The sequence below is a fragment of the Kitasatospora sp. NPDC051164 genome (assembly GCF_044455625.1).
Lineage (GTDB): Bacteria > Actinomycetota > Actinomycetes > Streptomycetales > Streptomycetaceae > Kitasatospora.
Window position 1 is genome coordinate 124,201 of the sequence record NZ_JBITFB010000012.1, and the last position, 23,850, is coordinate 148,050.

The 23,850-nt window shown below is 70.5% G+C and carries 28 protein-coding genes; 24 read left to right on the forward strand and 4 right to left on the reverse strand.

Translation table 11 applies throughout. The features are described from left to right. Positions 1–74 precede the first annotated feature (74 nt). The 5 genes from ACIBEC_RS19450 (at position 75) to ACIBEC_RS19470 (ending at position 3,211) form a co-directional block, all read left to right on the forward strand. Complete coding sequence (locus tag ACIBEC_RS19450; protein ID WP_396288103.1) at positions 75–533, forward strand: hypothetical protein; 459 nt, start codon at positions 75–77, stop codon at positions 531–533. Positions 534–598: 65 nt separating this feature from the next. Next, complete coding sequence (locus tag ACIBEC_RS19455) at positions 599–811, forward strand: DUF4314 domain-containing protein (protein WP_396288104.1); 213 nt, start codon at positions 599–601, stop codon at positions 809–811. A 79-nt stretch (positions 812–890) separates the two neighbouring features. Then, the gene (locus tag ACIBEC_RS19460) at positions 891–1,721 is read left to right on the forward strand and encodes a hypothetical protein (protein ID WP_396288105.1); all 831 of its coding nucleotides are present in this window, start codon (positions 891–893) and stop codon (positions 1,719–1,721) included. Positions 1,722–1,957: 236 nt separating this feature from the next. Beyond that, complete coding sequence (locus ACIBEC_RS19465; protein ID WP_396288106.1) at positions 1,958–2,515, forward strand: hypothetical protein; 558 nt, start codon at positions 1,958–1,960, stop codon at positions 2,513–2,515. A gap of 66 nt (positions 2,516–2,581) precedes the next feature. Then, positions 2,582–3,211, forward strand: coding sequence for a hypothetical protein (locus ACIBEC_RS19470; protein WP_396288107.1), 630 nt, complete (start codon positions 2,582–2,584; stop codon positions 3,209–3,211). A gap of 249 nt (positions 3,212–3,460) precedes the next feature. Here the strand turns inward: ACIBEC_RS19470 and ACIBEC_RS19475 are convergent, their stop codons facing one another. Together ACIBEC_RS19475 and ACIBEC_RS19480 are read right to left on the reverse strand one after the other, a co-directional pair. Further along, positions 3,461–3,769 (reverse strand): DUF397 domain-containing protein, encoded by a 309-nt coding sequence (locus ACIBEC_RS19475; RefSeq protein ID WP_396288108.1) that lies wholly within the window; start codon positions 3,767–3,769, stop codon positions 3,461–3,463. Continuing rightward, positions 3,766–4,665: a DUF5753 domain-containing protein gene (locus tag ACIBEC_RS19480; protein WP_396288109.1), complete on the reverse strand. Its 900-nt coding sequence runs from the start codon at positions 4,663–4,665 to the stop codon at positions 3,766–3,768. The genes ACIBEC_RS19475 and ACIBEC_RS19480 overlap by 4 nt, the downstream gene beginning before the upstream one ends. A gap of 192 nt (positions 4,666–4,857) precedes the next feature. Between ACIBEC_RS19480 and ACIBEC_RS19485 the strand changes: the two genes are divergently transcribed. The 5 genes from ACIBEC_RS19485 to ACIBEC_RS19505 are packed head-to-tail and all read left to right on the forward strand — an operon-like array spanning position 4,858 to position 9,689. Then, a complete protein-coding gene (locus ACIBEC_RS19485) occupies positions 4,858–6,351 on the forward strand; it encodes a hypothetical protein (protein WP_396288110.1) in 1,494 nt (497 codons plus the stop codon). Between the two features lie 38 nt (positions 6,352–6,389). Beyond that, complete coding sequence (locus ACIBEC_RS19490; protein ID WP_396288111.1) at positions 6,390–7,391, forward strand: asparaginase; 1,002 nt, start codon at positions 6,390–6,392, stop codon at positions 7,389–7,391. A 41-nt stretch (positions 7,392–7,432) separates the two neighbouring features. Continuing rightward, positions 7,433–7,912, forward strand: a complete 480-nt coding sequence (locus tag ACIBEC_RS19495) for a PPC domain-containing DNA-binding protein (RefSeq protein ID WP_396288112.1) — start codon at positions 7,433–7,435, stop codon at positions 7,910–7,912. Between the two features lie 59 nt (positions 7,913–7,971). After that, positions 7,972–9,180: a hypothetical protein gene (locus tag ACIBEC_RS19500; RefSeq protein WP_396288113.1), complete on the forward strand. Its 1,209-nt coding sequence runs from the start codon at positions 7,972–7,974 to the stop codon at positions 9,178–9,180. An 11-nt stretch (positions 9,181–9,191) separates the two neighbouring features. Further along, the gene (locus ACIBEC_RS19505; protein WP_396288114.1) at positions 9,192–9,689 is read left to right on the forward strand and encodes an NUDIX domain-containing protein; all 498 of its coding nucleotides are present in this window, start codon (positions 9,192–9,194) and stop codon (positions 9,687–9,689) included. Positions 9,690–9,708: 19 nt separating this feature from the next. Here the strand turns inward: ACIBEC_RS19505 and ACIBEC_RS19510 are convergent, their stop codons facing one another. Both ACIBEC_RS19510 and ACIBEC_RS19515 read right to left on the reverse strand, forming a co-directional pair. Beyond that, positions 9,709–10,749, reverse strand: coding sequence for an aldo/keto reductase (locus ACIBEC_RS19510; protein WP_396288115.1), 1,041 nt, complete (start codon positions 10,747–10,749; stop codon positions 9,709–9,711). Beyond that, positions 10,746–11,207 (reverse strand): ATP-binding protein, encoded by a 462-nt coding sequence (locus ACIBEC_RS19515; RefSeq protein ID WP_396288116.1) that lies wholly within the window; start codon positions 11,205–11,207, stop codon positions 10,746–10,748. Before ACIBEC_RS19515 ends, ACIBEC_RS19510 begins: the two co-directional genes overlap by 4 nt. Positions 11,208–12,157: 950 nt before the next feature. Here ACIBEC_RS19515 and ACIBEC_RS19520 point away from each other — a divergent pair. The 14 genes from ACIBEC_RS19520 (at position 12,158) to ACIBEC_RS19585 (ending at position 23,764) form a co-directional block, all read left to right on the forward strand. Further along, positions 12,158–12,361, forward strand: coding sequence for a DUF5999 family protein (locus tag ACIBEC_RS19520; RefSeq protein ID WP_396288117.1), 204 nt, complete (start codon positions 12,158–12,160; stop codon positions 12,359–12,361). Next, entirely contained in the window at positions 12,358–13,020 is a 663-nt protein-coding gene (locus tag ACIBEC_RS19525) for a hypothetical protein (RefSeq protein WP_396288118.1), read from the forward strand. Before ACIBEC_RS19520 ends, ACIBEC_RS19525 begins: the two co-directional genes overlap by 4 nt. A 206-nt stretch (positions 13,021–13,226) precedes the next feature. Continuing rightward, positions 13,227–15,050 (forward strand): glycoside hydrolase family 15 protein, encoded by a 1,824-nt coding sequence (locus ACIBEC_RS19530; protein WP_396288119.1) that lies wholly within the window; start codon positions 13,227–13,229, stop codon positions 15,048–15,050. Further along, on the forward strand, positions 15,047–15,580 hold the full coding sequence (locus tag ACIBEC_RS19535) for a hypothetical protein (RefSeq protein WP_396288120.1): 534 nt from the start codon (positions 15,047–15,049) through the stop codon (positions 15,578–15,580). Before ACIBEC_RS19530 ends, ACIBEC_RS19535 begins: the two co-directional genes overlap by 4 nt. Continuing rightward, positions 15,580–16,896, forward strand: coding sequence for an ATP-binding protein (locus ACIBEC_RS19540; protein ID WP_396288121.1), 1,317 nt, complete (start codon positions 15,580–15,582; stop codon positions 16,894–16,896). Before ACIBEC_RS19535 ends, ACIBEC_RS19540 begins: the two co-directional genes overlap by 1 nt. Continuing rightward, positions 16,896–17,321, forward strand: coding sequence for a roadblock/LC7 domain-containing protein (locus tag ACIBEC_RS19545; RefSeq protein WP_396288122.1), 426 nt, complete (start codon positions 16,896–16,898; stop codon positions 17,319–17,321). The genes ACIBEC_RS19540 and ACIBEC_RS19545 overlap by 1 nt, the downstream gene beginning before the upstream one ends. A 23-nt stretch (positions 17,322–17,344) precedes the next feature. Next, positions 17,345–17,674 (forward strand): DUF742 domain-containing protein, encoded by a 330-nt coding sequence (locus ACIBEC_RS19550; RefSeq protein ID WP_396288123.1) that lies wholly within the window; start codon positions 17,345–17,347, stop codon positions 17,672–17,674. Continuing rightward, positions 17,652–18,254 (forward strand): GTP-binding protein, encoded by a 603-nt coding sequence (locus ACIBEC_RS19555; RefSeq protein WP_396288124.1) that lies wholly within the window; start codon positions 17,652–17,654, stop codon positions 18,252–18,254. Before ACIBEC_RS19550 ends, ACIBEC_RS19555 begins: the two co-directional genes overlap by 23 nt. After that, positions 18,251–19,453, forward strand: a complete 1,203-nt coding sequence (locus ACIBEC_RS19560; RefSeq protein ID WP_396288125.1) for a cytochrome P450 — start codon at positions 18,251–18,253, stop codon at positions 19,451–19,453. Before ACIBEC_RS19555 ends, ACIBEC_RS19560 begins: the two co-directional genes overlap by 4 nt. Positions 19,454–19,466: 13 nt before the next feature. Continuing rightward, positions 19,467–20,702 carry a cytochrome P450 gene (locus tag ACIBEC_RS19565; RefSeq protein WP_396288126.1) on the forward strand — a complete coding sequence of 412 codons (1,236 nt, stop codon included), beginning with the start codon at positions 19,467–19,469 and terminating at the stop codon, positions 20,700–20,702. 20 nt (positions 20,703–20,722) lie between these two features. After that, on the forward strand, positions 20,723–21,238 hold the full coding sequence (locus ACIBEC_RS19570) for a LuxR C-terminal-related transcriptional regulator (protein ID WP_396288127.1): 516 nt from the start codon (positions 20,723–20,725) through the stop codon (positions 21,236–21,238). Beyond that, positions 21,235–21,900, forward strand: a complete 666-nt coding sequence (locus tag ACIBEC_RS19575; RefSeq protein WP_396288128.1) for a hypothetical protein — start codon at positions 21,235–21,237, stop codon at positions 21,898–21,900. Before ACIBEC_RS19570 ends, ACIBEC_RS19575 begins: the two co-directional genes overlap by 4 nt. Beyond that, complete coding sequence (locus ACIBEC_RS19580) at positions 21,897–22,424, forward strand: hypothetical protein (RefSeq protein ID WP_396288129.1); 528 nt, start codon at positions 21,897–21,899, stop codon at positions 22,422–22,424. The genes ACIBEC_RS19575 and ACIBEC_RS19580 overlap by 4 nt, the downstream gene beginning before the upstream one ends. Before the next feature lie 53 nt (positions 22,425–22,477). Then, positions 22,478–23,764, forward strand: coding sequence for an MFS transporter (locus ACIBEC_RS19585; RefSeq protein ID WP_396288130.1), 1,287 nt, complete (start codon positions 22,478–22,480; stop codon positions 23,762–23,764). The last annotated feature ends 86 nt before the right edge of the window (positions 23,765–23,850 follow it).

The window sequence follows — 23,850 nt, forward strand, 5'->3', positions numbered from 1 at the left end:
CCCACGGGGCCCGGACCGTGCGACTGCTGCCCCTCCGCCGCGCCTTCTGGCCCGCCCACTTCTGGAGGCATCCCGTGCCCGAGTCCGCCCACCGCCCCGCTCCCGCCGGCCGGCCCGCGTCCGCCCGCTGGTGGCGCTGGAGCGTTCTGTGCGCCCTGCCCAGCGCCGCCGTCGCCCTCGGCAGCTCCTGGTTCTACGAGCCGCACACCGCCGCCGACGCCCTGATGGCGGCCACCCTCTCCAGCGTCGCGGTCTACGTGTTCGCTACGACCATGCCGCTGCGCCGCCGCACCACCACCTACCCGGTGCGCCAGGCCACCCTGGCCATCGTCGAAGCCGACCTCGACCCCGACGGCGGCAGCCCCAGCGACACCTACGAGCTGCGGGTCTACGGCGTCAGCGTGCTGGTACGGCTCCGCCATCACTGGAAGAGCGAGCACCTGGTCCCGTACGTGCACATCGACCACGAGGCCGAACGGCCACGGCTCCTGCTCGTCGAGGTCGACAACAAGGGCGAGACCGAACACCGCTGAACCCGACCCGCCGCCCACGTCGACCTCAGTGCCTCGGCCACCACGCCACAACCGAAGGAGCAGCCGTGAAGCCCGAGTTCACCCCCGGAGACCGCATCGAGGTCATTCGGTGCACCGACAAGCACGACCCCATCCCCGCCGGGGCAACCGGCACCGTCACACACTGGGATCCGCACCCGCTCATCCGGCAGCTCGTCATCGCCTGGGACGCCCCGCACGCCCACCGCCGCCTGATGCTGGTCCTCACTGACGGCGGCGACAGCGTCACCCTCATCTGACCCGCTGCCGGGCGGCCCCACACCGCCCGGCAGCAACACCCCGCCCACCCGCCCGCCCCACCCCTGAGAGCCGTTGCCCATGCCCGCGAAATCCCCCGCTCCCGCATCCGCCGCCGACATCCGCGCCGCGATCGACTTCGACTCCGAGTACGTCGTCCACCACCGCCACGAGGGCGACTGGATCCGGCCCCGGTCCGTCGAGCACCGCCAACTGCACGGCATCGACGTCTGGCACACCGTCCGACGCTCCGGCCACTACGCCGCCGCCGTCCACGTCGTCGAGCACGGCGTCCTCACCCTCACCAGCACCACCGCAGCGGTGCGGTTCATCCCGACCGCGACCTACGAGGAGTACTACTGCTCAGCCGAGGACTGCGAGGACTCCACCGCCGACGGCGAACGGTGGGCGGGACTGTGCGGCAACTGCGCCGACCGCGCCGAAGCCGAACGCGAAGCAGAGACCGAGGAGGCCGACGCCGGCACCCCGCCCGGGCCGTCCGCGCCCACGGCATACACCACCACCGATCTGCACCACGCCGCCGCCACCGTCCACCACATGCTCCTGCTCGCCCTCGACTCCCAGTCCGGCGTCGGCGAGAGCCTCTGCGACCAGCCGATCCCCCACACCGCAGGTACCGACGAGCCGCGTACCTGGCAGTCCCTCGGCGACGACGCGGCCAGCACCGCCTACCGCGCCGTGGGGAAGCTCGTCGACGAAGCACCCGACCTGTCCGGATGGGCCATCGGTCTGGCCACCGAGCGCCTGGTGCCCGAGCCGGACCCCCTCAGCCGGTGGGAGGACGACAAAGCCAGCATCCGCATCCACCTCGCCTTCGCAGACCACGTCACCGCCGACCGGCGCGCCGCGGTCCGCGACGCGCTGCGCCTGGTCCTGCGCTCTGACATCTGACCCCCGTGAACGCACCCGAACACCGTCGCCCGCTCCCCGGAGACCCGCTCCCACGAGACCAGTTACGCGAACCCGCCTGCGCTGCGAGCACAGCCAGCCGCCCCGCACTCCCACCCACCACGGCCCGGATCCACCAGACCACCGACGGCGAGGGCCGGAGGGACGCGACAACTACACCGCCCGCGCCCCGATCCCCGCCCCGCCGCCGGCCCGCACCCACCACCTCGGAGACCTCCATGCCCACTCCCCATCCCCTGCCGGCCCAGTGGACGATCAACGTCCACCCCGTCGCCAACCTGGCGATCCTCACCCTCCTCGACGCAGACGGGGCCAACCGCGAAATCGGCTACCACCCCCTCACCCCGCCCGGGACCACGGAGCGCACCGTCCACGCGCTGGACGAGATCACCGATCCTGAGCTGCGCGCCAGCGCACAGAAGCTGATCCACAGCTTCTACCAGCGCACCGAACAGGCCCAGGCCAACGCCGACTCCTTCGGCACGGCCGTCCCCGACCAGCAACACCTCTTCGACCGGCTGCGCTCCGAACTCCCGGACAGCCCGATCGACCTCGGCATCGACGACGAGACGCTGACCATCGTCCTCAAGCTCACCGCCGCGGGCCCCCACGCCGGAGCGCTGCTCACCCTGATCGCCCGCTGGCCCGGCACCGCCTCCCCCACCGGCCTGGCGTACGGCGTCACCCAGGACCTCGCCGACAACGGCACCCTGACCGTCACCTTCGACCAACCGCACGCCGAGAAGTTCCTCACCTGGTACCGCGACCAGCCCTGACCTCCGCTCAGGCCCGCGACCACCAGCCCCGCACAACCACCACCAGCACCCGAAAGAAGCACCACCATGGAGAACTGGGAGAAGCGAGCCGTCCTCATGCCCGCCACACCCCTGGGCCTGTGCGAGGACAAGATGGCCGACGCCATGGCCACCGCCCTGGCCGCCATCGAACAACGGGAAGGCGAACGGCGAGGATGGGACAAGCCCGCACGGCTGTTCACCGTCCACCTGGCCGGCCTCGACACCCGCTCGATCGAGCTGCGCATCGTCCCCGCGCGGCTCTGGGGTGCTCAGGTCCGCAACCCCGCCGACGCGATCGGCCACACCGCGCAGCGCCTGCCCGCCGTGCCGACAGCGGTGGAGCACCGCTCGTACGCCGACGCCCCCGTGGCCGGCGTCGCCGCGATGTTCGAAGGCTGGGACCGGCCCGCAGACCGCAAACCGACCGAGTACGAGCAGCGCTCGAACGCGCAGGGCCGGCGCGTCAACCACCTCGCCCCCGACCGGATCGAATCGCGCCTCGTCTACGCCGTGGACATCAACCAGGTGGAGTTCTACGTCCGACGCTGCCGTGGCCAACAGCCCCACGTGCTGTCCACCGCGCAGCGCGACCAGACCACGGTGGGTACCGGCCTCGTCCCTCTTGGCCTGGGCCGTATCGCCCACGCACTTCGCGAGGGACAACCCGCCTTCTAACAGAAGGGATACTTAACTCTATGAGCGTGGGGTCATGTTGGGGTCACCTTAGGCCGTGACCATCCGGGGACATCTGCTCCTGCGGGTACGGCCCGGAGATCGCCCGGTTGGCGCCTGCGGATGACGTCTACGCTCAGGATGTTCGACCGGGGCATCTGTGTGGCTGGCCGTGCCGATGGACACAGACGTGCGGGCCGGCCCCATCTTCCTTGGGGCCGGCCCGTGGTGGTGCGGTGCCTCAGGGCAGGGTCACAGATCGAGCAGGAAGTCGAAGTCTGTGTCCTTCGCGCCGAGCAGCCAGGCCTTGGCTTCGGCCGGGGTGAAGACGTGAGGCAGACGATCGGGGTTCTGCGAATCGCCGATCAGGACGTACCCGTCCTTGACGGCGACTCGAACGCAGTTCCCGCCGCCGCCGCTGTACTTGGACACCGTCCATTCGACCGATGCCAGATCGAACGAGGACGGGTCCGGCTTTTCTGCACCGGCGCCGCTGTACTTGGACGCCGTCCATTCGACCGAAGTCAGGTCGAACGAGGACGGGCCCGGCTTTTCAGTCACTGTTCTAGCTCCTTGATCTTCTTCTTGAGGCGCGTGCGCGTCTCGTCGGGGTCCAGCGCTCGCTCCCAGAGACTGGAGAAAGCCGCTGTGTAACGCTGCACATCTTCTTCCCCATCGAAGTACAGCGAGCTGACCATCGTCTCCACCCACACCACCTGGCGGGCCGCCTCGGGAAAGGCCATGACGACGAACGGGCCGGCGGAACCAGGATGTAGTCCGACGGCCGCTGGTAGGAGGCGGATGGCGTTACGCGGGTCCTCGGACTCGTCCAGCACTCGCTCCAACTGCCGTCGTGCCACCGCCGGGTCATCTACGGGAAGGTGGAGCGCGCACTCGTCCACGAGGGCGCGCAATTCTGTGAGTGCGCCTTCTCGCACTTGCTGCTGACGGTCCATGCGGACGTCGACGAGGGCCTTGACTTCGGAGCGTCGCAGATCGGGCCTCATCAGGGCGATGACGAGGTAGGCGTACTCCTCGTTCTGATGGAGCCCCGGCCAGACGTCACGTTCGTAGTTCCACAGCTCAGCGGCCCGACGCTCCATCTTCAGGAAGCCCTCGAACTGCATAGGGCCGAGCAAGTGGGCATTACGCCGCCACAGTGCTGGGCGTGGTCTGCCAGCGGGAGTGGTGTCGGCTCCCAGGAGGGCCACAATCTCGGAGCTTTCCGTGGCGTTGGCCTGGTATGCCTCAAGCAGCGCTTCAACGAGGTCGCGGGCAACGCGCCGGCGCTGTCCGCGCTCCAGGCGGCTCAGCCCGCTCTTGTCGATCTTGACGCCGCGCTGGCGCAACGCTTCGTGGCCTGCGACGTCGCCTTGGGTGAGGCCGCGCCGTTCGCGCAACTCCTCAAGGCGCAGGCCGACTTCGCTGAGGGTCAACGACCACGGCGTCTCTGGCATGGTGGCCAGTCTGACGGCTCGTAGCGCCTCCTACAAGCAATATGGTTGAGCAATTTGCTCGACCATATTGCTAAGGGCTTGCCTGAGGGAGCATCCTAGCCAGGGTCACCAAGTGTGCAGCATCCGTCGCCACGCGTGGAGGCCGTTCCGCTTGCTCTGCTGCCCGTACTCGCCCAGGGAGGAGCTGTCGCGATGCAACCGACGTTGTTCAGCTTCCTGCTGAAGGATCGTGACCTCCTTGGCTGGGAGGCGTTCTGCGTCCATTTCGCGGCCACCGGGCGGAAGGCTGCTCGGGAGACCGGCAACCACCGACTGGCCACGGTCAGTGTAGGGCGCACCACGTTCGACAGATGGTCCTCGGGGACGTGGTACGGCCGTCCCCGCGGTGAGGCGGCGCAGATCCTGGAACGCCTGCTCGGTCACACCGTCGAGGAGTTGTTCAGCCCGGCGCCCGGTGCGAGTGAGCCAACGGTGGCTCTGGAGTCGGTGGCCGCGCGGGTTGGTTTGCGCTGGCCCACATCCAACTTGATGCTCCCCGCCGGCGGACCGGCAGGGACCTGGGAGATTGCTGGACGTCAGCGCCTGGACGGCACGAGCGCCGCGGTGCACCTTCTTCCCGTCGTCAGGCGAGGTGAGGATGCCGACGTGCACGATCTGGGCCAGGACGGGCTGCGGGACCTGGAGCGGTTCTTACGGCCGGTGCGCCGCGGATTCCTTGTCGGCGTCGAGGAGCGACAGGACGACTTCAACCTGTACGTCCGCGACGCCGCAGCCGCTCGTAGGCCCGCTCTGCCCGGGCCGCCGGCCACCGGCGGCCTGTCGATTCCCTCGGCGTACCTCCTGGACGACCTCTCCTACGGCATTCTCTGGGCCCTCACCCAACTCGACGACGGACTTCTGTCCGATGATCAGGCTCTTGACGCCGAGCAGCACCTTCTGGATACCTACCTCTCCTTGCCCCGCTCGGCGCCCAGCCAGCTACTCGTTGACCTGACCGCCGTTGGCAGCAGTTGGATGGGGTCGGCGTTCTGTGCCCGGCACATCCGGCAGGAACTGGCCGATGCGAGCGAGGTGCCGATCTTCTGGACCCGTGAGCAGACCGGGGAAGAGGCGGCCTGCTGGCTGTTCTTCAAGCACAAGCTGGACTACCTCCAAGCCCTGGATCGCTTTCACGGCGCCGCTACCCAGACTGTCCGGGTCTTCTGTCTGCCCGAGGCCGAGGTGGCGCGCTCCGAGAAGTACGAGAGGGTTCTGCTGCTGTTGGCGATCGCCCTCATGGAGCGCTTCGGGATCCGGGTCAGGGTGGTAGCGAAGACGGAGTACTCGGAGGTGGACGGGGTGGCCTTCGTCCCCGGGCAGCGAGCCGTCGTTGCCAACTGGGTACGAGCACCCGGCGGAGCGCTGTGGGCGGCCGCCAGCACGTCGACCCGCGGGGAGCTGCGTACCTACGCCAGCGTTTTCGCCGACGCGCAGGGCGCCGACGTGCTGGTGGGCGAGGACCCGGCGAGCCGTCTGCGGTCACTCGCGGACTATCTGGGCCTGGACTGGGGCTGGTTGACCGCCAGGTGTCACGCTCTGGGCGAGTACGGCGTGGCCGGCCTCGTTCGCCCCCGCAGCCGTCTGCTGACCGTGGAAGCGCTCGATGAGACCCTGCTCTTCCTCGGCAAGCTCGCCCCGTCCCGGTGATTCCCGTCCGTACTGTCGTTCCGTCTGAAAGGTCCTTCGTGCTCTCCGCTGACCGTGACCCGAACCGAACCGTCCTGGTGCTCACCCTGGGCGGCACCATCGCCATGACGCGCACCGCCGCGGCATCCGGCGTCACGCCCACGCTGACAGGATCGGACCTGGTGAGCGCTGTGCCCGGCCTTCGAGACGCCGCCGAGGTGACCGTGGAGGACTTCCGGCAGATGCCGGGGGCCTCCCTGGCGTTCAGCGACATCGTCAGCCTCGTGGACCGGCTGAAGCAGGCCGACCGGGAGGGCGTCGACGGGGTCGTGGTGACGCAGGGCACCGACACGCTCGAAGAGACCGCATACCTGACTGGCCTCTACTACCAGGACCCCACACCGGTAGTCTTCACCGGCGCCATGCGCAACGCGGCGACGGCGGGCGCGGACGGCCCGGCGAACCTCCTGGCCGCCGTCCAGACCGCTGTGAGCGCGGAGGCTCGCGGTACCGGGGTCCTCGTCGTCCTGGGCGACGAGATCCATGCCGCCCGCCACGTCCGGAAGATGCACACGACCAGCCCGGGAGCATTCGAGTCTCCGAACACCGGACCGCTCGGCCACGTAACGGAAGGGACGGCTCGGCTCCGCGGCTCGCTGAGTCCGATCGCGCCCGTACCGCTTCCGGTGGGCGCCCTGCCGCAAGTGGAGATCGTCACCGCGTCCCTGGGCAGCAGCGGAACGCTGCTGACAGGCCTGGCGAATGAGGTCAGCGGCCTCGTGGTGGCCGCTTTCGGTGCCGGCCACGTCCCCGAGACCTGGTGCCGCCCGCTGGAGGCGCTGGCTTCCACGATGCCCGTCATCCTTGCCTCCCGCATCGGCGCCGGGCCCGTCCTCACCTCGACCTACGCCTTCCCCGGCTCCGAGAGCGACCTGTTGGCCCGCGGCCTGATCAGCGCCGGAACGCTCGACCCCTACAAGGCCCGTCTGCTCCTGGCCGCCCTCCTTGCCGCAGGCACGCCCCGCCCGGATATCGCGAAGGCGTTCCTCGACCACTCCTAATCCCACCCCCAACCCCACCAGCACAAAGGACATCCCTGAACATGCGCTTTGCCCAAGTTCGCACCGGCCGGCAGTTCGTGCTCGCCCTCGACCACGGGGAAGACCTCCTGGAAGGCATCACGCGGTTCTGCGCGGACCAGGGCATCCGGGCGGGATACATCCCGCTGTTTGTCGGTGGCCTTCGCTCAGCCCGTTTGGTCGGCTCGTGCGAACCCCTCGCCGACCCTGAGGCCCCCTTGTGGGACGAGGTCACCGTCGAGGTGCTCGAAGCGCTCGGCGGCGGGACGCTCGCCTGGGATACGGAGAAGGACTGCCTGGCCCCGCACATCCACGTCGCGGCCGGCATCAAGGCGAAGTCGGCCGAGGGGCGGGTGTCGCACCTGCTCGGCGCGACGGTGCAATTCATCTGCGAGATCCCCATCGTCGAAGTCGTCAGCGACACCGTAGGGCCGGCGCTTACGCGGCAGCGCAGCGCGGAGCTGTACGACGTGCCCCTCCTCGGCTTCGGCACAGGCAGCTGAGGGGGTAGACGACAATGCGCAGGGCGATCCGCTTCCCCGAAGTGGTCGAGGCTCACCGCATGCGCATCTACGAGACGTTCACGGTGCACTTCGAGCGGGCGGCCAGGGAGGTGGCCCAGCTCGACGGCAACGCCTCCCTCGCATCCGTGTACGTCTCACGGTCCTCCTGGGATCGCTGGATGATCGGGGACATCAAGGGTTTGCCGCGGCTGCCGACATGCCGCGTCCTGGAACACCTCTTCGGCGAGCCGGCCGAGCAGCTGTTCGGCCGGCTGGAGCCGGAGGCTGTACCACAGGCCGACGCCGGGGCAGTAATGGCCGTCGACTCGGTGATGTCGCCGCATCTGGCTGCCATGGAGTCGTTCCGGCTCGCGGACCGCCAGCTCGGCGGCGGGCACGTGTACCGGTCCGTGGTGCACTACCTCAACACGGTCGTCGCCCCGACCCTCTTCAGCGCGGCGGACAGCCGCGAAGACGGTGAGGCCGCCTTCGGCGCGGCGGTCGTTCTCACGGAGATGGCCGCGTGGATGGCTCACGACGCCGGCCGCGACGATCTGGCGTCCGGGCATTTCGACCGAGCCCGTCGTCTGTCGCAGAGCCTGACCGATGTGGCCGCCGGCGCGAACGTGCTGGCCGGCATGAGCCACCTGGCCCTGCAGACCGATCAGGTCGAAGCCGCCGCCGATCTCGCCCGCAGCGGGCTCGCCCGCCTCGCCGGCGGCCCACCGGTGCCGACCCTCGCGGCCCGCCTCCACGCCATGGAGGCCCGGGCGCTCGCCCATCTCCACTCCGAACGAGAGGCGCAGCGGGCGCTCGACGCGGCACGCGAAGCCCTGGTTCTCGCACGGACCGCGCCGGCGTCCAGGTGGGTGGCTCCGTTCGACGAAGCGGCACTTGCCAGCGAGGGCGCTTCCGTGTTCCTGGATCTCGGCGAGCTCAAGGCCGCGGCCACGGAAGCAGAGCACGCTCTGGCGCTGCGTGACGCGAGCCGGGTCCGCAGCCGGGCATTCGGGCAGGTCACGTTGGCGCGGGTCCTGCTCGCACAAGGGCAACTCGACGCTGCGTGCGCGGTCGGCATGGAACTGCTGAACGCCTGCCAGTCAGTGACGTCCCTACGGCTCAGCAGCCAACTTGCGGCGCTGCAAGCCGATTTCGATCACCATCGCCAGGTCTCCGAGGTCCGTGAGCTCCTCTCGCGGATGACCGCCACGGCACAGCACCGTAGATTGCTGCTCGGAAGTCTCGCGCTCCCGGAAGGTCCGCAGTGAACGATGCACCCATGCCGGGTGAGCCCGGCCGTGACGCCTACCTGGCTGAGGGAAACGCTCGGCAGGCCCGGAAGCGGGCGGCCGCGGACGCCCTGATCCGGGACCAGGCCGGGAGGCTACTTCTGGTGAACCCGACCTACAAGGACGGGTGGGACCTTCCCGGGGGCATGGCCGAGGACAACGAGGCCCCGGAGGATGCCCTTCGGCGGGAGCTCCGCGAGGAGCTCGGCCTGACGATCGCCGGGCTGCGGTTCCTGTGTGTCGACTGGGTGGGGCCACACGGCCCGTGGGACGACCTCCTCGGATTCGTCTTCGACGCCGGTGTCCTGTCCCCAGAGCAGACCGCCCGGCTGAAGCCGAGCGACGAGGAGATCTCCGAGCACCGCTTCTTCGATGCCGCACAGGCCCTGCCCCTGCTGCCGGAGCGCCAGCGTGCCCGGGCCGTCCATGCCTTGCAGGTCCTCGAGGACGGTGTCCCACGCTACCTCCGCAACGGAGTTGCCCTCTGAGCGGGAGGGGCAGGTCCGGTCACGCGTTGACCTCCATGGAGGGGGCGCGCCCCTCAGGCTGGATCATCACGGTCCGGATCCGGGAGAACACGCTGTCGATCACCCCGAGCTCGTGATCGGACAACGGCTGGCCGAGCAAACGGAGATCGTGCCCGGCCAGCTGGTGGTCGCCGGCGCCAGCGACCACCACAGCGTTCGGCACCTGCTGAAGGATGAACCGTAAAGCCACCCGGGCCAGGGCGTCCGAAGACGGGCCGAAGCGGCTGGCCAGCTCTGCGAGGCCATGGGTAACCGCCGACGCCATCGCTTCCGCGTGGTCGGCCGAGCCTCTCCAGGCGGCCAGAGCGCGGTCCGCGCAGCCACCTGCGAGCGCGCCGTGGGCCAACGGCGAGGCAATGATCAGGCCGACGCCGTGCCGGGCGGTAAAGGCACCAAGGTCTTCGTCTCCCAGGTCGGCCAGCGGTAGCAGGCCGCTCGCCTGTGTCCAGACCACGTCAGGACAGATCCGGTCGAACAGATCCAGGAAGCGTCGTATCGAGCGGCTGGAAGAACGGAAGCCCGGACCACACAGACCGATAGCCCGGATCTGCCCGAGATCGCGCAGCGCCCGCATCTGCTCGACGACCGGATCGAGGTACCGGTCGCCGGGGCCGAAGTCCCAGGACTCAAGGGTGTAGAGGGCCAACTCGTCCAGGTACAGATTCTCCAGGGTCTGCTCGAGCTGATGCCGCACCCGCGGGCCGGCGTAGGGGTGGGGAGCGGATCCCTGGACCCGGCCGACCTTGCTGGCGACCTGCGCACGGTGGCCCCGGTGCTCCTTGAGGACTTTGCCGACGAGCCTCTCGGCGTGGCCGCACCGGTGGCCGTCGGCCGTGTCGAACAGGTGCGCCGCGCCCTCGCCGCCGCCTGCCTCCAACGCGCGGCGCAGCCCGTCGAGCAGCCGTGCGTCGTCCGGTTGAACGGCGTTCGGCGCCCAGCGCGAGGTTCCGCTGCTGACGCCCAGCGGGTGCACCATCAGGTCCGGGGACAAACGGCGGGGTGCGAGATCGCTCGGTGTCATCGGTCAGCGTCTCCCGCTCGGTAGAGGAAGATCGCGATGACGCGCTTCCCCTTCTTGTCGCGCTGGACTCCCCAGGCGCTCGCCAGTACGTCCACTAGAAACAGGCCTCTCCCGCCCTCATCGTCTTCATCGGCAGCCAGAGGCTTTCCGGGCAGCGCCGTGGTGTCTTCGCCGCGGTCGCGAACCTGGACAGCCACTCCCCAGTCGTAGACGTCGAGGGAGATGTCGATCGCCGCTCCAGCATGCTCGACTGCGTTCCCGACCAGTTCGTCGGCCACCAGGACCACGTCGTCCGTGTAGTCGCTGTCGGTCTTCCCTGCGAGGGTGGTGCGGACTATGCGGCGGGCAGCGCTCTGCGGGGCGTCGAGGTCGCAGAGGTCGATGGCAGCGTGCGCCGTGGGGCGGCCGCCATCGCGGCCTGGGCCGGATGGCAAGACAGTGCTGGCGGGACCAAGCACGGGGATCACTCCTCGCTGCATTCACAATGCCCGGGGGCACGGACTGGCAAGTCCTGCTGAATACCGTGGCCCATGTCGCAGCGCGGGTGATAGCGAAACTCGTCCCCACTTCTCCCCACTTCAGCGTCGGCCCCGCCTACTTGCCGGACGGCGGGAAGCGCCGACGGGTCGAGCATCGTACAGAAGGGCGATTTTCGCGCGCTTTCCTCACGCCGGGACATGCCGGTGGGCAAGCCACCGCGTACCCGCCCGGCCCGTGGTTAGAGGCATTTCGCGCGCCAGAATCCCCTCCGAGCTGGCCGTATGGCAACCAACTGGCCCTGAGGCCTCATCAAGTCGCCCTTACCAGCGATCCCGAATTCCAGTCAAGCATTTTCAGAGAAGTGGGGTGAAGTGGGGTGGCGTAGTCGATCTCTAGCGACGGGAGTTCCGGGCGGGTACCGACATCAGGATCGGTGACCGAATTCGGAGCTATTGTCCGAACTCCGGCGTGAGCCCGAACGGGTTTGACCCCGTTCTCCACGCCGCCGAAGTGGGGAGAAGTGGGGGCCGATTTCGCTATCGGAGCGTGCGAAGAAGCGGCGACGCTATTCGCAGTTCCTCCGCCTCGCCGTCCAGGGAAGGGTTGCCGTGATCACTCTCGCCTCACCGGTTCTCGGCGCCTCGCCCGGCGTCGAAGGCCGTCCCAAGAACGGGGCGGGCGCCTGCACACGGCAGTACACCCCCGTGAACGCCGTGCGCCGACGCCCGCCCTCGGGCTCCGAGACCACTCCCGAGGAAGGCCGGTGCCACCTCGTGACCGCGACCTTTGGGAGAACGGAGCGAGGTGCGGCGCCTTAGCGCTGCTGTCTCCCGGCTGCCGTGGCGAGCACTGCCCCACGGCAGCCGGTCCACCCGCCGCCCGCTCCCCTCGTCCGCCCCCGCAGCGCCGCTTCTCCCGAGGACTCACCATGTGCCAGCACAAGCCCGCCTGCCCCTCCGCCGAGGCCACGGACCGCGAGGCCGCCGTCGTAGTCACGGCATACCCCGAACAGGGGTGGAGCCAGCTGTGCAACGGCGTCCTCCTCTTCGACGACACCGGCGAGATCCTCCCCGACGGCAAGATCATCGCTCCGCACCGGCTGGCCGCCACAGCGTCGAGCGCCGCGGCATGAGCAGAACCCCGTTCGTCCAGGGGGGCCTCCCGGTGCCGTACGTGACCGCGTGGAGCACGGAGACGCACCCGGCTGCCACCGTGGTCCTGCACCGGACCGGGCAGGGCATCGGCTACGCGGACGAGACGCCGTACGACCGCGACAGTGACGGCGTGCTGTGGATTCGGCAGGCCATCGCTCAGGGCGCCGGCAAGGCTCTGTTCCCGACCGTCCATGCGCTGCGTCAGCGGCGCGCGATCAGCCGAATGCTGTGCCAGGTCTGCGGCGCCGACACTCTGCAGCAGGACCCGGAGCGGCAGCTATTCGTCCTCAAAGATGTCGGCCGGCCGGTGGACGAGGGGGAGCTGACCACCGCCGCCCCCGTCTGCCCGCCGTGCGCGCTCATAGCGGTAACGCACTGCCCCCATCTGCGCGAACACGTGGCCGCCTGGGTCGAACGCCCAGCGTCCTGGGGTGTCGCAGGAGTCCTCTACGACCCTAGGACCCTGCTGCCGGTCCCCGGCGAGGACATCGTCCAAGTCGGCTACGACGATCCTGCTCTTCGCTGGGTGCTGGCGACTCGTCACGTGCTGTCGCTACATGGCTGCATCGCTGTGGATGTGAACGATCTCGCCGCCCTGACGACGAAGTCGTGCCCGGCGCAGGGCCCCCCGTTGTAGGTCCCTCCGCCGCTCCCATTCCAAGAACAGGGCAAAGCCGCCGTACGCCGTGCCCACCCACAACCGCCCGGTCTTTTCCGGGCCCGTAGAGATCGGACACCATGGACAGCCGCCTCATCTCTCCGCACCAGCCCCTGCCTCCCGGGGCAGCGGTTGCCGGTGCGCTGATTCCGACTCCCCGGAACGCTCTGGCGCGGCCCCGGCGAGTGGGACGGATCGAGGACCACGGCTTCATCGGGAACATGCAGACGGCCGCCCTGGTCGACCGGGACGGCAGCATCGACTGGATGGGCCTGCCCCGCTTCGACTCCCCGGCCCACTTCACGAGCCTCCTCGGAACCGAGAAGCACGGGCTGTGGCGCATCGGCCCGGCCGGCGCGGACGGTGCCGCGCCCGCAGCAGCGGACAGGCGGCGCTACCTCGACGGCACCCTGATCCTGGAGTCCACCTGGATTACCACGACGGGCACGGTCCAGGTCCTCGACTTCATGCCGGCCACCGGCGAGGCACCGCAACTGGTACGCATCGTGCGCGGCGTCAGCGGTCGGGTGCCCATGCGCTCTCTCCTGCGGGCGCGTCCCGGCTACGGAAGCAGGGTGCCGCGGATCGAGGTCGACGGTCGCCGGGCGAGCACCGACCTCGGCGACGGTCAGCTCTGGCTCGACACCGCCGCCCCCACGCGTGAGACCGACGGTGATCTGTGGTCGGAATTCACGGTGTCCGCGGACGAGCACGTCGCCTTCACCTTGTCCTGGGAGCAGGGCCACGACGCCCCGCCGCCGCTGCCGGACGCGACTGGGCTGATGAAGGCGACCGCGGACTTCTGGAGGGTCTGGCTTTCCCAGTCCACCTACACCGGGCCCCACCGGGGTGCCGTCGAGCGGTCCCTCATCACGCTCAAGGCCCTCACGTATGCGCTGACCGGCGCCATCGTGGCGGCACCGACGACGTCGCTGCCCGAAGAGATCGGCGGCGTGCGGAACTGGGACTACACCTTCTGCTGGCTGAGGGACTCCGCCCTCATCGTGGAGATGTTCCTGGCCTGCGGCTTCGTACAGGAGGCCCGGGACTGGATCGCCTGGGTCCGTATGGTCATCGGGGGCCGCCCCGAGAACTTGCAAATCATGTACGGGGTCGGCGGCGAGCGCGACCTGCCGGAGACCGTGCTCCACTGGCTGCCAGGCTTCGAGAACTCGGCCCCGGTCCGGATCGGGAACGGCGCCGTCAAGCAGCTGCAGCTGGACATCTACGGCGAGGTCGTCAACGCCCTGTACGCGGCGCAGCAGCGCGACCCGGGCCTGACGGCGGTCGTCGCGCCGCTGATCACGGACCTGGTGGGCTGCCTGGAGACGTGGTGGGAGGAGCCTGACGAGGGGGTGTGGGAGGTCCGCGGACCGCGCCGACAGTTCGTCCACTCCAAGGTCATGGCCTGGGTCGGCTTCGACCGGGCGGTGCGGCTCGTCGAATCCGGGGCCTGCCAGGGGCCGGTGGAGCGGTGGCGGGAGATCCGGCACGCGATCCACGAGCAGGTCTGCCGCGACGGATACGACGAGCAGCGGAACACCTTCACGCAGTCGTACGGCTCGCCGGCACTGGACGCCTCCCTGCTACAGCTGGCCATCACCGGCTTCCTGGACCCGGACGACAAGCGGCTCATCGGCACGATCGAGGCGATCCAGCAGGAGCTGTCCATCAAGGGCGGGTTCCTGCTGCGATACCACACCGACGGCGCGGCGCCGGGCGTCGACGGCCTGCCCGGTGACGAGGGCGCCTTCCTCATCTGCTCGGGGTGGCTGGTCACCGCTCTCGCTCTCATCGGGCGCGTCGACGAGGCCGAGATCCTCCAGGACGGACTGCTGCGGGCCCGAAACGACCTCGGCCTGCTCGCCGAGGAATGGGACCCCGTCAACGAGAGGCAGCTGGGGAACTTCCCGCAGGGCTTCTCGCACGTGGCGGTCATCCAGTCCGAGCTGGCCCTGGATGACGCGCGGCGTGGCCGGGAGCTGGTCGGGGCGGAGGCCGGTCGATGAGAGCGGCCTCCCTCCACCCGACGGGGTTCGCGGCTACTGGGCCCGGGGCCATGTCGCCCTCGTACGGGGCCTGCCCCGGCCCGGAGGAGATCACCGTCGACGACCTGTTCCCCCTGAGGGTGGCGCGGGAGCCGTTCGAGGCCGCGATCGGGGAGCATTTCGACACCCTGACGATGCCCAGTCGCGCCGCGCTGGAAGTCATCAGCCGTTTCGAGGAGTTCCGGCCCCACCCGGTGGGCGCCGCCGTGGCCCGTGCGCTCACCGACGAGTGGGTCCTCATCCTCCCGCCCGGCTCCGGCTACGGAATGCAGTGGAGCTGGCCGGCCGAGCACCGCGACGAGGGCCTCCTCGAGGTCCCGCCGCGCACGGCCGGACCGGACGACGACCTGCGCTGGGCCCGCTTCGGCAACGCGCAGGGACGGGTTTTCAGCGCGCCGTTCCTGCTGATGGCCGCCCTGTGCCCGCCGCCCGCCGCCCGCCCGCCGTACCCCGTACCTGCCCGAGACGACCGCACGCCCGTGGGGATCTGATGAGCACTCTGATAGAAGCCGCAGCGGTTGCCGTGCCGTCGGCGTTGGCCCTGGCGGGCGGAGGTGCGGTCTGGCACTTGCGGGGGTCCCTGCGGGCGGAGCGCCGCCGGTCCGACAGGTTGCAGCGGCATGCCGAGAACCTGACCCGGCAGTTGCGGGCCGCCGAGCTGCTCCTCGGGCAGGTGGCCGACGAGGTGGTGCCCGCGATCCAGGCGGCCGTCGTGAGGCCTGGTGCCGGGCAAGGCGTCGACTTCACGCTGCCGGACATTCTGAGGGGCACCGTGTTCGCCGACCGGGTGCGTGCCGTCGTCGATTCGGTGGCCGCGGCGATGCGGCAGGTGCAGTACGACGCGGAAACTGCCACCGGTGTCCAGGTGTCCCAGGTCAAGCAGGAGGCCGAGGCAGCGGCTGCCGAAGCCCAGCGTGCTGCCGAGGAGGCCGCTCAGGCTGCGGTGCGCAGCTTCGCCGCGTCCTTGGTGGTGATCGCATCGAGGGTGAGTCGGCAGATCAGCGAGGGGGTGCGCTGGCACGCGGGCGGGGAGGCGTACGAGACGCTCGTCACCATCGACCGTCTCGTCCAGCAGCTGCTGCTGGTGGCGCAGAACTACGTGATTCTCGGCGGTGGGAAGCTGTCCCGGCGCTGGCCGGCCACCACCTTCACCGACGTGGTCCAGGCGGCGATGGGCCACCTGGAGGGGTTCGAGCGGATCAAGCACGAGGAATCCGATGTCGCCCTAACCAGCCGGGCAGTCGGGCCGGCCGTCCACACGATCGCGGTGCTCCTCGACAACGCGCTGAAGTACTCGCCCTCGTCGGCCTCTGTAGACGTGCGCCTGCTCAACGGGCATCACGGCCTGACGGTGCGGATCGACGACGCCGGGCTGCAGATGAACCGCGAGGCCGTGATGGCCGCCCGCCAGACCCTGAACGGTCAGAAGACCGCGCCGGTCACCCAGCACGGGGCGCATCCGCGCACCGGGTTCGCGGTGGCCGCGGCCCTGGCCCGCGAGTACGGCTTCAGCGTGGACCTGGAGGCCCCCAACGCCTACCGGGGCACGAGCGTCCAGATCTTCTTCCCCAGCCCCCTGCTCACCCACGCCCCCGAAGAGCAGGGCGCCGGCGTGCAGCCCGCCCCGCCGGCGCCCGCGCCGACGACCACGTCCACCGGCCTGACCGTCCGCCAGCGCGGCGCGGCCCTCGCACCGCGGCAGCCCGCCGCCGGTGCCGAGCACGCCCAGCCGGGCCGCGCGAGCGTGGTCGCCGCCTGGGCCGCCGGCACTAGCCGCGCGCGCCCCACCACCCCTGAAGGAGCCTGATGTTCACCGACACGCACGCCAACACGCTCGGCTGGCTGCTCGACGAGCGGCTCGCCACCCTCGACGGAGTCCAGTGCGCGGTCCTACTCAGCACCGACGGCTTGCTGCACTCCCGGACGGCCTCCATCGGTCACGACCAGGCCGAGCGGCACGCGGCCATCGTCGCCAGCCTGCGCGGCGCCGCCCGCACCTACAGCGAGGAGTTCAGCGGCGGCGGGATGCGGCAGCTCCTGCTGGAGCTGAACTCCTACGTCTGCCTGGTCACGCAGGCCGGCCCGAACGCACTCCTGCTCGTGCAGACCACCGGCCCGGACGTCGACCTCGCCGCGATCGCCCACCAGATGGGCGAACTCGCGGTGAGCGTCGGAGACCAGATGGCCGTGGAGGCCCGGACGCCGGTACGGGACGCGCAGGCCGCGGGGTGAGCGGGCCGCGGCGGGACCCGGACATGGTGCGGCCCTTCGTACGGACCGGAGGGCGTGACCGCCCCAGCCGGCCGGACGTGCGCCTGGAGTCCCTGGTCCTCGCCGCGACCGGCCCGGCCGACGGGCTGCGCCTGAACCACCGCCGGATCCTGGCCCTGGCCCAGGGCGTACGGGGCGGCCTGGCGGTGGCCGACATCGCCGCCGTCCTTCAGCTCCCGTCGTCCACCGTCCTGATCCTCGTCTGCGACCTAATGGACAGCGGCCACCTGAGCAGCCCCGTCAACGCCCGCGACGACGAGCCCGACATCGACATCCTCAGGGAGGTGCTCCATGGTCTACGAACCAAAGTCTGAGATCCGCCCCACCACCGCGGTGCATTCCGCGAAGATCGTCGTCGCGGGCGGCTTCGGCGTGGGCAAGACCACCTTCGTCGGGTCCGTGTCCGAAGTGCCGCCCCTGCACATGGACGAGCCGCTCACCCAGGCCGGCGCCAAAGTGGACGACCTCGCAGGCGCCCCGAAGAAGACGACGACCACCGTCGGCGTCGACTTCGGCCGCATCCACATCAGCGCAACCCGGGTGCTGTACCTGTTCGGGACCCCGGGCCAGACCCGGTTCCGGCCGCTGTGGCAGAGCCTGACCGAGGGCGCTCTGGGCGCCCTGGTCCTCGCCGACACGCGCAACCTCGACGCCTCCCACGAGCACCTGGCCCTCCTGGAAGAGCACGCCGTCCCGTACGCCGTGGCGATCAACCGGTTCGACGACGCCCCCGCATATCCGCTCGAGGAGATACGCCAGGCCCTCGCCCTGGACGTGGAGACCCCGCTGACCGCATGCGACGCCCGCGTGGGCCGTTCCGGCTACCTGGCCCTGATCGAACTCGTCACCTATTTGACCGCCCGCCACCTCCGCCCCCTGGAGCGCCACCCGTGACCACCGCCCCCGGCACCGCCCCGCCGTCGTCCCGTATCGCGCTCTACGAGGCCGAGTTCGCCGCCGACCCGCACGCCGCCTACACGGCGATGCGCCTCGCGTACGGGCCGCTCGTACCCGTCGAACTGGCCCCCGGCGTGCCCGCGACCCTGGTCATCGGCTACGACCAGGCCCGCCGCATCCTCAACGACGAGCTGCGCTTCCCTGCCGACCCCCGAGTGTGGGAGCAGGCGGTCCCCGACACCTGTCCCGTGCGGCCGATGATGGAGTACCGCCCCAACGCGCTGCGTTCGTCCGGCCCCGCACACTCCCGCTACCGGGCGGCGAACGCCTCCGCCCTCGACGCCGTCGACCAGCACCGCCTGCACGCCCTCGTCCAACGGGTCGTCGCCGAGACGATCGCCGATTTCCGCTCCGCGGGCCGTGCCGATCTGCTGGCGCAGTTCGCGTGGCCGACGGCATTCCGGATCCTGAGCGCGCTGTTGGGCTGCCCGGACGAGCTCGGCCTGCGCATCGCGAACGGCATGGCCAAGATCTTCGACGGGGTGAACGCGGCGGCCGGCAACCAGATGCTGGCCCAGGCGGTGTCCGAGCTCGTCGCCCTGCGCCGAAACCAGCCCGCCGAGGACATCACCTCCCGGCTCATCGCCGACCCGGCCCGGCTCGACGACACCGAGATGGCGCACCAGCTCGTCACCCTGTACGGCGCCGGCATCGAACCGCTGACCAACCTGATCACCAACACCCTGTTGAAGATCCTCACCGACGAGGACTTCTCCGCGACCGTGCACTCCGCCGGCGCCTCCGTACGCGAAGTGCTGGACACCGTGCTCTACCGCGACCCGCCGCTGGCCAACTACTGCATCACCTACCCACCGCAGCCCGTCCACCTCGACGGCATCCTGCTGCCCGCCCACCAGCCGGTCGTCATCTCCATGGCCGCGTGCAACAACGACCCCGCCCTGGAAGGAGGTGGGTCCGGCGACCGGGCCCACCTGTCGTGGAGCACCGGCCCGCACGCCTGCCCGGCACGCTCCCTGGCCTACCTCATCGCCGAGACGGCCGTCACCGACCTGCTCGACGCGCTGCCCGAGATGGACCTCGACTGCCCTACCGACGAGCTGACCTGGCGCCCAGGCCCGTTCCACCGCGCGCTGACCCGGCTCCCGGTCCGCTTCCCCGCTCCCGCCGCAGCCTGAAGGAGAAGTTTCCATGCCCCAGCCCGCCACCCCGATCGTCCTCGACCCCACCGGCGCCGACCACCACGGCGAGCACGAGCAGCTCCGCGGCCACGGCGCCGCGGTCCGCGTCGACATCCTCGGCGTGACCGCCTGGTCGATCAGCGACCCCGCCCTGCTCAAGAGCCTGCTCAAGAACACCGACGTCTCCAAGGACGCCCGCGCCCACTGGCCCGGCTACGAAGAGGCGATACAGACCTGGCCGCTCGCGCTGTGGGTCGCCGTCGAGAACATGTTCACCGCGTACGGCGACGACCACCGGCGGCTGCGGCGCATGATCGCCCCCGCCTTCTCCGCGCGCCGCATCGACGCCCTGGCCCCCGTCGTCGAGACCATCGTGGAGACGATCCTCGACGCCCTCGACGCCCTGCCCACCGGACAGAGCATCGACCTGCGCGAACACCTGGCCTACCCGCTTCCCATCGCGGTCATCGGCCACCTCATGGGCGTCCCCGCCGACCAGCGTGCCCACTTCCGCGGCGTCGTCGACGGTGTCTTCGACACCACCCTCACCGCCGACCAGGCCACCACCAACACCAAGGACCTGTACAAGGTCCTGGACCAGCTCATCTCCACCAAGCGCACCGACCCCGGCGACGACATGACCTCCCTGCTCATCGCCGCCCGCGACGACGACGGAGACAGGCGCGGTCTGTCCGACGCCGAGCTCCGCGACACCCTCCTGCTGATGATCAGCGCCGGATACGAGACCACCGTCAACGTCCTCGACCAGGCCATCAGCCTCCTGCTGACCCACCCCGAACAGCGCGACCAGCTCCGCGCCGGCCACGCCGACTGGGCGGACGTCGTCGAGGAGACCCTGCGCCTGGAGCCTGCCGTCAAGCACCTCCCGATGCGCTACGCCGTCAACGACATCGTGCTGCCCGACGGCCAGACCATCGCCAAGGGCGAGGCGATCCTCGCCTCCTACGCCGCGGCCAACCGGCACCCGGACTGGCACGGCGAGACCGCCGACGACTTCAACATCCGCCGCGCCACCAAGGACCACCTCGCCTTCGGGCACGGCGTCCACTTCTGCCTCGGCGCCCCGCTCGCCCGACTGGAGCTCGCCACCAGCCTGCGGAAGCTCTTCACCCGCTTCCCCGACCTCGAACTCGCCGTCCCCGCCGACCAGCTCAAGCCGCTCAGCTCCCTGATCAGCAACGGCCACGAGCAGCTGCCCGTCCGCCTCCGCCCGGCCGCGGCCTGACCACCCGACCAGGAATCCAGATGACCACCTCCGCCACCGTCGCCGCCCCGATCACTCCGCTCACCCGGGCTCAGAAGCGGGTCGCCGCCCACCTCGTGTGCGGGCTCACCAACCCGGAGATCGCGGGCGAGGAACACCTGTCCGGCGACACGGTGAGCTCCCACGTCCGGGTGATGCGCGAGAGCCTGCACTGCCCTCCGCGCTCCTCCCGCGCGGTTCTCGCCCATGCCCTCCTCAGCCACCAGCAGGTGCCTCCGCCCCCGCCCCCACTGCTGCGCCGCGCCTTCGAGCCGGACGCGGACGACCTGCTGCTCATCCGCGCCATCGCCGAGCACTCCCGGCCGGACGACATCGCCCGCGCAGCGCGCATCCCGGCCGGCGAACTGCGCACCCGGACCGGCGGCCTCGTACGCAGGGCGGGCGCCAGCAACGCCGCGCACCTCATCGGGCTGGCCCACACTCACGGCATCCTCGGCGGCGAAGGAACCACCAGTGCCGAGCAGCCCCCGGCACGGCCCGCCGGAGCGGCGCGATGAACACCCTCACCCCCGACACCACGGCCCCCGCCGGCGCGGCAGCCGACCGCGACGGCCAGGCGACGTGGGCGTACGAGATGCGGCCGATCGTGACGGCCGCCGACCGTGAGGCGGCCGCCGCTCTCGTCCAGGACCGCGGCCTGTGGCTCGCCCGACGCGGCTTCGACGCGCCCGCCCTCCATGTCGCCGCCTTCCGGGACCACCGTGCGGAGGCGGTCGGCCTGTACGAGGACGACGGCGGGGACGAAGTCCTCGTCGGCTGTCTCCTCCTGCGCCGGGAGCCGGATCTGCGGTCGTGGGCCGTCGACGACCCGGCTCCGGCACTGAAGGTCTCACTGGCCCACACGGCGCCTGGCCGCACCGACCGGGCCGGATGGCTGATGACGCTGTGGCTCGCCGACTACGCGGCCCACACCGGCATCGACTGTGTGTACGCCGAGGCCCCGAGCCGGAGTACCGGGCCCGGCGGTACCGGCGGCCGGCTCCTGGGGTATCTGCGCGACCTTGGCTGGCACGTCCTCGGCTCCGGTCGTACCCCGGACGGTCACGGGGTCGCGTGGATCCGCCTGCCTGCCGCTCCCTCGCCCGGCCTGGCTGCGCTCATCCACTCCACTGTCCCCGCCGTGACGCGACGCGGGCCCAAGGAGGGCAGCGAGCGATGAGCACCCTCACCCAGCGCTCGACCGGACTCGTACCACCCCTGTCCCTGGGCCGCGCTCTGCCCCCGCGAGCGCGGGCGCTCCGCCCGGCCCCGGTCGCGGCCCCGCCGCTGAAGGACCCTCGCGTACTGGCCGCCTGGCGGGACAACATCAACCGGACTGCCCTCGCGCGCGCCGGTGGGACCCTCTCCGTCGTGCTATACGCGCTGACCGAACCCGGCGGAGACCCGAACACCGACCTGGCTGCCGCTCAGCAGTACGCCGACGCACACCGGCTTCTCGTCGTGGACCGGATCGTCGACACCCTGGCCCGCGACGACCAGGCGAGCACCGACCAGCCGGAGCTCCGCCGTGGATACGCCCGTGCCCTGCACCTCTTGGGCGACCCCGCCTCCCCCGTGCGCGGGCTTGTCACCATCAGCCAGACCGCGGTGACCCGCGTCGGCCGCCTCTACGAAGCCCAGCTGAACAGGTACGCCGCGCTCCGCGTCGGCCTCTTCCTCATCCGCGCCGAGACCGAGATCTGAGCGATGTCGTCGACCACCCTCTTCCCTCTTCTCCAGGCCCTCGGAGGCGCACTGTGACGACAGCCTCCGACACCACCGCCAACCCGGCGGCACCGGGCGGCAGCCCAACCGCCTGGCATGCCTTAGCCGCGCTCCTGGTCGGTGAGGGCACCAGCTACGCGGGGACCGCCGTCCACCAGGTGGCGCTGCCCGCGCTCGCCGTCCTCCAACTCCAGGCCACCCCCAGCCAGGTCGCGCTCTTGGCCTTCGCCGCGAAGTTCCCGGCGCTCGTCGTCTCGCTGCCGGCGGGCGTCGTTCTGGACCGGTACCCGATACGCACCGTGCTGCTCACCACCGACCTCGCCGCGGCCACCTTCGTCCTGGCTATACCCGCCGCTGCCGTTCTCGGCCAGCTCACGATGCCCGTCCTCTACGCCGTCGCCTTCACCCTGGGCACCCTCTCCGTCCTCCACAGCGCCGCTGCGATGGCGGCGCTGCCCCGTCTCGCCGGACCCGGGCTGCTGCACCAGGCCCATGCACGGCTCACCGCGGCGATCACCGTCGCCGGAACCGCCGGGGCAGCGCTGGGGACCCTGCTCGTCGCGGCAGTCGGGCCCGCCCGGGCGATCCTCGCGAACGCAGCGTCCTTCCTCGTGTCCGCGTGGTGCGCGACCCGCATCCGCGTCCTGCCCGTCCCCACGGCGCGGGGCAAGAGGCCGCCGATGGTCGGCGAGATCCGCGACGGTCTACTCCACAGCGCCCGCCACCCCTTGCTGAGTCCCCTGCTCCTGGCCTTGGCCGGTACCGGCTTCGGCACCGGACTGGCCAGCACGTACCTGGCGTACTACCTGCTCACCACAGCGCAAGTCGGCGCGACCGGCCTCGGCGTGATCATGGCGGCGAGCAGTCTCGGTGGCCTTACCGGAGCACTGCTCGCGCCCCGCCTCGTCCGCCACCACGGCCCGGGCGTCGTCCTCAGCATCGGATTGACGGTCTACGCCCTCACCCACGCGGCGCCGCTCATCGCCGGACCTGGGCTCGCGTGGCTGGTGGCCCTCGCCGCCGCGGGGTGGGCGCAGCACGCCGCGGCGTGCGCCGTGGGCACCACTCAGCGCTCCGTGCAGCAGTCCGTCAGCCCGCCCCATCTCGGGTCCCGGACCTTGCAGACCTCCTTCTGGGTCATCGCCGGCAGTGAGACCCTCGCCGCCCTCGCCGCCGGTCCCATGGCCTCTCTCACCAGCGTGCCCACCACCATGCTGACCGGCCTCGTCCTGCTGATCCTGTCGTCCTGGGTGCTATGGCGCTCGCCTATAGGCCGCCTGACCTCCATGCCGATACCCGTGAACGCGGGGACGGGCTGATCCTCCGCACCGACCCTGACTCGCCCGTACGCGACCTCGTAGCCATCAGTAGGACTTCGGTATCCCCCATCGACCAGGTCTACGAG

Excerpts from the sequence above, each read along its gene's own strand:
- ACIBEC_RS19545 (WP_396288122.1), top strand. The coding sequence starts at position 16,896 with ATGTTCACCGACACGCACGCCAACACGCTCGGCTGGCTGCTCGACGAG.
- ACIBEC_RS19535 (WP_396288120.1), top strand. The coding sequence starts at position 15,047 with ATGAGAGCGGCCTCCCTCCACCCGACGGGGTTCGCGGCTACTGGGCCC.
- ACIBEC_RS19570 (WP_396288127.1), top strand. The coding sequence starts at position 20,723 with ATGACCACCTCCGCCACCGTCGCCGCCCCGATCACTCCGCTCACCCGG.
- ACIBEC_RS19470 (WP_396288107.1), top strand. The coding sequence starts at position 2,582 with ATGGAGAACTGGGAGAAGCGAGCCGTCCTCATGCCCGCCACACCCCTG.
- ACIBEC_RS19485 (WP_396288110.1), top strand. The coding sequence starts at position 4,858 with ATGCAACCGACGTTGTTCAGCTTCCTGCTGAAGGATCGTGACCTCCTT.
- ACIBEC_RS19495 (WP_396288112.1), top strand. The coding sequence starts at position 7,433 with ATGCGCTTTGCCCAAGTTCGCACCGGCCGGCAGTTCGTGCTCGCCCTC.
- ACIBEC_RS19565 (WP_396288126.1), top strand. The coding sequence starts at position 19,467 with ATGCCCCAGCCCGCCACCCCGATCGTCCTCGACCCCACCGGCGCCGAC.
- ACIBEC_RS19575 (WP_396288128.1), top strand. The coding sequence starts at position 21,235 with ATGAACACCCTCACCCCCGACACCACGGCCCCCGCCGGCGCGGCAGCC.
- ACIBEC_RS19500 (WP_396288113.1), top strand. The coding sequence starts at position 7,972 with ATGCGCATCTACGAGACGTTCACGGTGCACTTCGAGCGGGCGGCCAGG.
- ACIBEC_RS19520 (WP_396288117.1), top strand. The coding sequence starts at position 12,158 with ATGTGCCAGCACAAGCCCGCCTGCCCCTCCGCCGAGGCCACGGACCGC.
- ACIBEC_RS19540 (WP_396288121.1), top strand. The coding sequence starts at position 15,580 with ATGAGCACTCTGATAGAAGCCGCAGCGGTTGCCGTGCCGTCGGCGTTG.
- ACIBEC_RS19510 (WP_396288115.1), bottom strand. The coding sequence starts at position 10,749 with ATGACACCGAGCGATCTCGCACCCCGCCGTTTGTCCCCGGACCTGATG.
- ACIBEC_RS19460 (WP_396288105.1), top strand. The coding sequence starts at position 891 with ATGCCCGCGAAATCCCCCGCTCCCGCATCCGCCGCCGACATCCGCGCC.
- ACIBEC_RS19550 (WP_396288123.1), top strand. The coding sequence starts at position 17,345 with ATGGTGCGGCCCTTCGTACGGACCGGAGGGCGTGACCGCCCCAGCCGG.
- ACIBEC_RS19505 (WP_396288114.1), top strand. The coding sequence starts at position 9,192 with ATGCCGGGTGAGCCCGGCCGTGACGCCTACCTGGCTGAGGGAAACGCT.
- ACIBEC_RS19555 (WP_396288124.1), top strand. The coding sequence starts at position 17,652 with ATGGTCTACGAACCAAAGTCTGAGATCCGCCCCACCACCGCGGTGCAT.
- ACIBEC_RS19580 (WP_396288129.1), top strand. The coding sequence starts at position 21,897 with ATGAGCACCCTCACCCAGCGCTCGACCGGACTCGTACCACCCCTGTCC.
- ACIBEC_RS19525 (WP_396288118.1), top strand. The coding sequence starts at position 12,358 with ATGAGCAGAACCCCGTTCGTCCAGGGGGGCCTCCCGGTGCCGTACGTG.
- ACIBEC_RS19465 (WP_396288106.1), top strand. The coding sequence starts at position 1,958 with ATGCCCACTCCCCATCCCCTGCCGGCCCAGTGGACGATCAACGTCCAC.
- ACIBEC_RS19480 (WP_396288109.1), bottom strand. The coding sequence starts at position 4,665 with ATGCCAGAGACGCCGTGGTCGTTGACCCTCAGCGAAGTCGGCCTGCGC.